General features: G+C 58.2%; 6 protein-coding genes. 3 read left to right on the top strand and 3 right to left on the bottom strand.

Annotation, left to right across the window (positions count from 1 at the left end; genetic code table 11):
* Positions 1-395: 395 nt before the first annotated feature.
* Entirely contained in the window at positions 396-926 is a 531-nt protein-coding gene (locus IFS44_RS21340; RefSeq protein ID WP_192100106.1) for a LolA family protein, read from the bottom strand.
* A gap of 988 nt (positions 927-1,914) precedes the next feature.
* Here IFS44_RS21340 and IFS44_RS21335 point away from each other — a divergent pair.
* Positions 1,915-2,451 (top strand): GNAT family N-acetyltransferase, encoded by a 537-nt coding sequence (locus tag IFS44_RS21335; RefSeq protein ID WP_244650503.1) that lies wholly within the window; start codon positions 1,915-1,917, stop codon positions 2,449-2,451.
* A gap of 114 nt (positions 2,452-2,565) precedes the next feature.
* Here IFS44_RS21335 and IFS44_RS21330 read toward each other — a convergent pair whose 3' ends face one another.
* Positions 2,566-3,489 (bottom strand): CPBP family intramembrane glutamic endopeptidase, encoded by a 924-nt coding sequence (locus tag IFS44_RS21330; protein WP_192100102.1) that lies wholly within the window; start codon positions 3,487-3,489, stop codon positions 2,566-2,568.
* 253 nt (positions 3,490-3,742) lie between these two features.
* Here IFS44_RS21330 and IFS44_RS21325 point away from each other — a divergent pair, with 253 nt between their 5' ends.
* The gene (locus IFS44_RS21325; RefSeq protein ID WP_192100100.1) at positions 3,743-4,699 is read left to right on the top strand and encodes a hypothetical protein; all 957 of its coding nucleotides are present in this window, start codon (positions 3,743-3,745) and stop codon (positions 4,697-4,699) included.
* A 63-nt stretch (positions 4,700-4,762) separates the two neighbouring features.
* On the top strand, positions 4,763-5,335 hold the full coding sequence (locus tag IFS44_RS21320; RefSeq protein WP_192100098.1) for a hypothetical protein: 573 nt from the start codon (positions 4,763-4,765) through the stop codon (positions 5,333-5,335).
* Positions 5,336-5,407: 72 nt separating this feature from the next.
* On the opposite strand, the gene IFS44_RS21315 is transcribed toward IFS44_RS21320, so the two are convergent.
* The gene (locus tag IFS44_RS21315; RefSeq protein WP_192100096.1) at positions 5,408-6,079 is read right to left on the bottom strand and encodes a GNAT family N-acetyltransferase; all 672 of its coding nucleotides are present in this window, start codon (positions 6,077-6,079) and stop codon (positions 5,408-5,410) included.
* Between the last annotated feature and the right edge of the window lie 150 nt (positions 6,080-6,229).

Below are 6,229 nucleotides of genomic sequence, written 5' to 3'. Positions count from 1 at the left end.
GCTTCCTTCCATTCCAACGAAAGGATCGCACCATCAAACCGTGGGATCAAACACCTAACCAACGATTCCCGAAAACGGCCCCGGCAAGAATGTGCAAGGTCGGCAGCTTATTGAGCGGACCGGCGAGAGCATGTTCGGAATCGTACGCTAAGCAGCCTTTGCGGCACATAGATCGCGTGACGGGTTGCGTGACATGGATCGCCCACGATCGAACAGGACCAGCGATCGTCACGCAAACCCTCGTTTGCGGGCGTCCCGTTTCTCCATGTCCAACGGACAATTTCGGGACAATTCATTCGGGAACAGGTTTCGGGAAAGCCGGTCGGCCGTGACGTAGGCAATCGGCCAAACCTACCCGGCTGTCTCGCTGAAAGTTCCTTTTCGAGAACGTCGTGTCAGCGGCTTCTCGGACGCGGATCATTCCAAGTGAACGCCTTATCGCTCACCACACCGTTTAGACGTTGGCCCGTTAGGTGGACTGTCGTGCGATTGCCTTGGGTATCTAAAACGGTCCAACCTTCCAGCATCAGCCCAGCCGGCGATGTTTGGGATCGTGAAAACGAAAACGTGAATGTCCCACTTTCAGGATGCTTGGGATCGCGGACCTCAAGCACCACCTTGTCGCGGTTGGTCAACGGCGACAACCGAGCGACCCGAGATAGATCCTTGCTTGGGTCAGGCAGCGCTGAAAGCGGCGAACTGCTGACAGGTACGCGCAATACCTGACGAACCTTGTAGTCGATCATTATGAGCGAGTTACCGTCTCCAACGACAAGCAAAGGTACGCCGCTTTGATACTGGAAGCGGACTTTTCCCGGCCGCTTGAGCGTAAGTTCGCCAGCCAGTGAACGGCCATTGTGATCGACCTGCGTAAACTGCGCTGTCATCGTATCAACGGCACGCAAATGCTGCTGCGCCTGTACCATCGGAGAAAATTGGGCCAAGGCCAGCACTGGCGCTGCAAGTGGAATGCCTAGCGCGAACGCTCAGGCGGCTTTGCTTAGAAGAAAACCTGCACGTCGCAACCCCCACGAGCTTGCGGGCATTTAATTCTTTGCCTTTTTACCTGCGGTAGTCAGGCTGGCGGGACCCGTTAGCTTATCCGAAGGTGACAAATAGCAAACTACACCGAACGGAGTTGTATTGCAATGCTTCGTTGGTTTTTGCGACGCTTGCTTACGGCAAGTCACACCAAATGGTGTTGTTGTACAACCTTTAGCCTCAACCGGCGCCTGAGTGCGTGCAAGGGCGAGGGCGGCAAATAGTACGAGCACAGGCATCACCTTGAATACGAACCCTACGTGATCCGTTTTTACGGGCCATCGCAGCAAGTGAGGGATTTACGGAGCATCATATTAACGAAGGCGGTACTGTCTGCAATGACGAACCCGCGATCGGTGCCGGCGGGCAGGAGCGGTGCGTGCTTCCCAAATCCCGATCCCTTGCGGGATCGCTCCGGCCGTGACAACTAAAGGGGATCGGCATCGGCGAGCATGCTTATGTTGCGCCTCACGATCGTCGGTGACATCGTAAGACCGATGGGACCCTCAAAGACAGCTTCGCGCGTTGGGGTTTCAGTTGGCTTGGCTGTTCTGATGGTCGTTATCGGGAGCTTTGGCTTCGGTCCGCGTGGGCTTACGATAGGCGTGGTAGCAACGTTTCTCATGCTCGCTTGGCGGCACGACAACAGCGCCGGGTTGCTCTTCCCAATCGCGATGCTCATGGTCATCACGATCGCCGTCTTGCTGTTGCTGATGTACTTGATGGCTAGAATGCACTCGTAATCGAATGAACGCCGCGGTGGTTTTCTCCCGATCCGGCAGTTCACGATATTCGATCCTAATAGGAAAACCTTCCCCGTCTCGATCGCTGTGGGAAAGGTCGTTTTCGGCGGAGCCGGCAAGCTAGGCGTGGATGATGATCGCAACCAGTGAACCGCCGTCGGTCCTCACAGAGCATAATGCCGGTGACGTTGCTGACCTATATGCCCGGTGCACCGACTACTTCATGTTGCAGGACGGGGAGCCGACGACGCTGGCGAACGCGATTGATTTGTTCCGCGGTGTTCCCGATGAAACGAGTTCGGCCGATCAGACCGTTATGGGCTGGCGGGGTGAAAACGGCCTGATAGCCGTGGGCGCCATCTTGCGTGACTACCCAAGCGATGGCGTCTGGTATCTCGGATTCATGATCGTTGATCCAGCCGCAAGAGGGCAAGGCATCGGCCGATCCATTTATAACACGATCGAGCAGTGGGCAGCGGCTCGCGGAGCACAGGAACTAAGGCTTGCCGTCCTTGAGGCGAACGAGGCGGCGGACAGGTTCTGGCGGTCACTGGGCTATAGAGAGCTTCGGCGTGTCGGTCCCAACACGTTCAAGTCGCGTAGCCATCATCGCATCGAACTATGCCGGCCCTTGGGCAGCAATCTAGCAGCTTCGCTCGCCCAGTAGCATCACCATTCCCATTTCCCGATCAATTTCGAGAACGCCTGCTTCGTCTCGCTGGCCGTTCGTTTTATGAAGACCGGGTCGGCCCCGCAGCAGCCTCCAACCGTGAAGGCAGTGTCAGCGGGTTGTCGGAGTCGAGAATGTCGGGCTGTCCGAACGTTCGCAGGTCGGGACGGCGACCCGCTGAATGATTGCGAACAGGACGATCAAAACCGGAAGAACGAGCAAACTGGCTTCCGGTCCGGTGGTGCCCCCCGTCAGCAATGGCGAGCCGTCGAGGGTGGCGGACAGCAGGCTGGCTAGGGGTTTGCCCCCGCTGTTGTGAAACCCGAAGACGAAGCTCTGGCTGAAATTCCACGAGGCGTGAAAGCCGAGCGCGAACCAGAGGGAACCCGTCTTTAGCAGGCTGTACGATAGTGCCAGGCCGAGCAGTCCTGCGGCGATGATGCCGAGCACCGTCTCGCCTTCGTTTCCGATGTGCCCGTACATGAACCATGCGCTGCTCAAGACGGCGGTCGGCCAAAACGAGATCGCACGGCAAATCTGCACGAAGGCGTAGCCGCGATGCAGACCTTCCTCACCTGCTGCTTGAGCCAGCCACAATATCGCGGACATCAACAAGCCCGAAATCGCCGATGATATGGTCGGGGTGGCGATGCCGAACGTGACAGCACCCAACAGCCACATCAAACCTGCCATAACCGCGAGTAGTATGAGGCCGGTCGCAAGCCCACAAACTGTGAGCCTCATTGCGCTGCCGAATGCCCATGCCGAGAGTTGGAACGGCTCTTTGAAGATTCGGAGAACCAGCGCGGTCGGTGCAATAACCAACCCAAGCAGCAATAACACTGCCCTCGCCGTACCTGTCGCCGTGCCGCCTTGCGCGAGTTGAAGAAGGGATGCGCCGAGAAGGCCCTTCGCCACAGCCGAGACGAGAAGCGCGCCGACAAATGCCAGGGCTAGATAGCTGATTGCCTTTCCAACGGCGCTTAGCCTTGATCGGGAACCCGATCGAGTTGCAAAGAACGATTTGGTCGTCATCGATCCTCCTGACGCGCTGCGCGATCTTCGTGTGTTGCTGCGCCACCACACATGCGGTCAACTAGGCATTTCGACGGCACCTTGCTTTCCCGATATTCGATCCCTCTCGGAATGCTCCGGCTGTCTCGATCGCCGTTCCTATTCGTGACCTAGCGGATGGCCGCCTAAAAGCGGCCATAGAATTCATCGATGAAGAGCTCCGAGCCCGTGGCCACAGGACCCATCGCTAAAAAGTAGAGGCGCATCGCTTACTATGAGAAGAAAATGGGCGGTTTTTGCCCCGATCGCGGTAGGCACGCTTGCGCCTACCGTCATGGCAAGCGAGGCGGGGCATGTCATCGACGTACCGCCAAATGGGAAGTTGCAGATTTCGGTAAACGGCCAAACCGTAGACACCTTTTCCGGCTCTGGAATGCCGTCAGTGCTGTCGCTGAGACGCTCCGTCGCCTTGGGCCTGTTTGGTCCCAATGCAGAGCAAGAACGAGCCAAGGCCGCGCGGCGCTTCCAGTTGATATCTGTATCTCGGAATCCGGATAACAAGGTCGGTCCGATTCTGGTCAAAGGCTACACGCAGAACGCCGATCTGACCGTTGGCTCCCATACAAGCAGAGTGGCCACAAAATGGTCGCAGGCAGATGCGTATGATTTTGCGGACGGGCTGGCGGGACCCTATGCGCTGCCGGCACCTGTAGTGCGATATCGTTTGCGGGAGGCGAATGGGGCGGAACGTACAAGCTCAATTCCTCTGCTGCCCGACACTTGGTGGGTCGCTGCAACGTCCAAGATGATCGGGGGTAAGTCGATCAAGTTTGCGTTCGCGCCTCAGTTTGCCACCACCGTTGCCAGCGCTGCTGCCGGAGGCGCCATTAGTGAGGAACTTGACGGAGCCCTTAGTGGTACGCCGCAGCGAGTTATGATCTCGCACGGCGTCGAACGTCCGGCTCGCGTGATGCGATTGAGCCGAACGCTGGATTTAGGGCCGGTCAGCATTGATCGGCTGTTGGTACGCACCGCTGATTTCGGAAGCGCCAACTCCATACGAGACGAGGAACCTGATCCGTCTGAGATAACCGACGACATTGTCGTCAACGGGAAGCGCAAGCCATCTCGGGCAGCATACATCGTCTATGTTGGTGCCGACGTACTTCGCGGTTGCACGTCAATCACGTACGACAAGCCTCGGCATCTCATTCATTTGATGTGTAAATGAGGTCGACCGTCCAGCAACATGTTGGGCGTCCCTAAGCGGGCCTGTAATAAACAAGGATATGCGATGATCGTAGCAGCGCTTGCTCTTGCCGCACTGGCTCCCGCCGATGGCGCGAGCCAGTGCCAATATGATCGATCCGCCATGTTGGCGCTCGATCTTCCCGCGTTCGATCAGGATATGAATGGGGGATGGCGGACGCTCGAAGCAAAAGGCTGTGCCAAGGAAGCTGCTGATCTGATCCGGGTCTGGCGGGAGGCGCATGGAAGCATGGGACCTGCCGATACCCTCCTCTCATGGCATGAGGGCCAGCTACGGGCCGACGTTGGCCAGTATGCTGACGCTATCAGGCTTTTCCAAACGGGAAGGCATCCCGCAGCAGACGATGCGAAGTGGGGATGGAACTTCTACGTGGACGGAAGCATCGCGTTCCTTCGAGGAGATCGCCGGAAGCTGGAAGCTGCTCGTGCGAAACTCGCAGCTCTGCCCCGTCCGGCCGAGCTAAAGGACCCGGTCGGCCCGGACGGCAAACCAAGAGCGGTTCGCTGGCCGATGAACATTCGCGTTCTCGATGGCTTCCTCCACTGCTGGGGGCAGAGCTACAAGGTCGCATATCGCTGTCCCGTGCCGACCCCCTGATGCAAGAAGGGGCACTTGCGGAGACACCCGCCGCTTTCCCATTTTTCGATCCCAATGAGAAAGCGCCCTCCCTCAGGTGTCTGGCGACAATGGTTTGAACGCGACGCCATCCGTGTCGAAATTGCTTTCACTAAGCCATATCTCGAACAGTGTGCGTCGTGCCGGCCATTCTGGCTCCAGAATAGAGAACCAGGCCGTATCGCGCCGGCGACCCTTTACGATCCAGTCACCGCGCCACGTTCCTTCGTAGGTGAAGCCGAACCGACGCGCAGCACGCTTGGATGCCGCATTCAGGTCGTTGCACCGCCATACGACACGAAAGTAGCCGAGTGTGAAAGCGTGCTGCATCAACAGGAAAATGGCCTCCGTGGCGGCGCGGGTGCGTTGCAGCCCGGGCGAAAACCAAACGCTCCCTATTTCGATTGCAGCGTCGGCGGGCGCGATGTTGCAGAACGACACCCATCCTTCAGCTTTGCAGCTAGATGCTGGAACAACGGCGAAGAAGGGTTGCCGTTCAAGGCCGCTGATCCGCGTGATATGCGCGGCCATGTCGTCCTTTGTTGGGAAGGGCCCGTACTTCAGATAGGCCCACGATACGTCTGCCGCCTGACCTGCCTCCCAAAGATCATCGACGTGCCGCGCGGAGAGCGGTTCGAGCGTGACGGCTACGCCGTTGTGGCATTGAAACCCCGGCAGAAGACAGGTGGCTTCGGGGACGAGCGGGCCGAGCGGAACAGCGGTCATGCCACCTCATGGCCGGGCAGCATGGTCGTAGCAACACGCTTCCAAACGGGGGATGGCGCATCGTTTCGCATTTCTCGATCGCTGATGGCAGCAACGGGCGTGATCGACCACGCCCGTTGCTGCCATCAGCCGGGTGAAGCGGCAGAACCG

Origin of the sequence: Sphingomonas sp. CFBP 13706, from assembly GCF_014842355.1 — a bacterium.
GTDB classification, from domain to species: domain Bacteria; phylum Pseudomonadota; class Alphaproteobacteria; order Sphingomonadales; family Sphingomonadaceae; genus Sphingomonas; species Sphingomonas aerolata.
The sequence above is the reverse complement of the archived record's forward strand: the minus strand, read 5'-3'. Positions and strand labels throughout refer to the sequence as shown.

Excerpts from the sequence above, each read along its gene's own strand:
- IFS44_RS21340 (WP_192100106.1), bottom strand. The coding sequence starts at position 926 with ATGGTACAGGCGCAGCAGCATTTGCGTGCCGTTGATACGATGACAGCG.
- IFS44_RS21335 (WP_244650503.1), top strand. The coding sequence starts at position 1,915 with ATGATGATCGCAACCAGTGAACCGCCGTCGGTCCTCACAGAGCATAAT.
- IFS44_RS21330 (WP_192100102.1), bottom strand. The coding sequence starts at position 3,489 with ATGACGACCAAATCGTTCTTTGCAACTCGATCGGGTTCCCGATCAAGG.
- IFS44_RS21325 (WP_192100100.1), top strand. The coding sequence starts at position 3,743 with ATGAGAAGAAAATGGGCGGTTTTTGCCCCGATCGCGGTAGGCACGCTT.
- IFS44_RS21320 (WP_192100098.1), top strand. The coding sequence starts at position 4,763 with ATGATCGTAGCAGCGCTTGCTCTTGCCGCACTGGCTCCCGCCGATGGC.
- IFS44_RS21315 (WP_192100096.1), bottom strand. The coding sequence starts at position 6,079 with ATGACCGCTGTTCCGCTCGGCCCGCTCGTCCCCGAAGCCACCTGTCTT.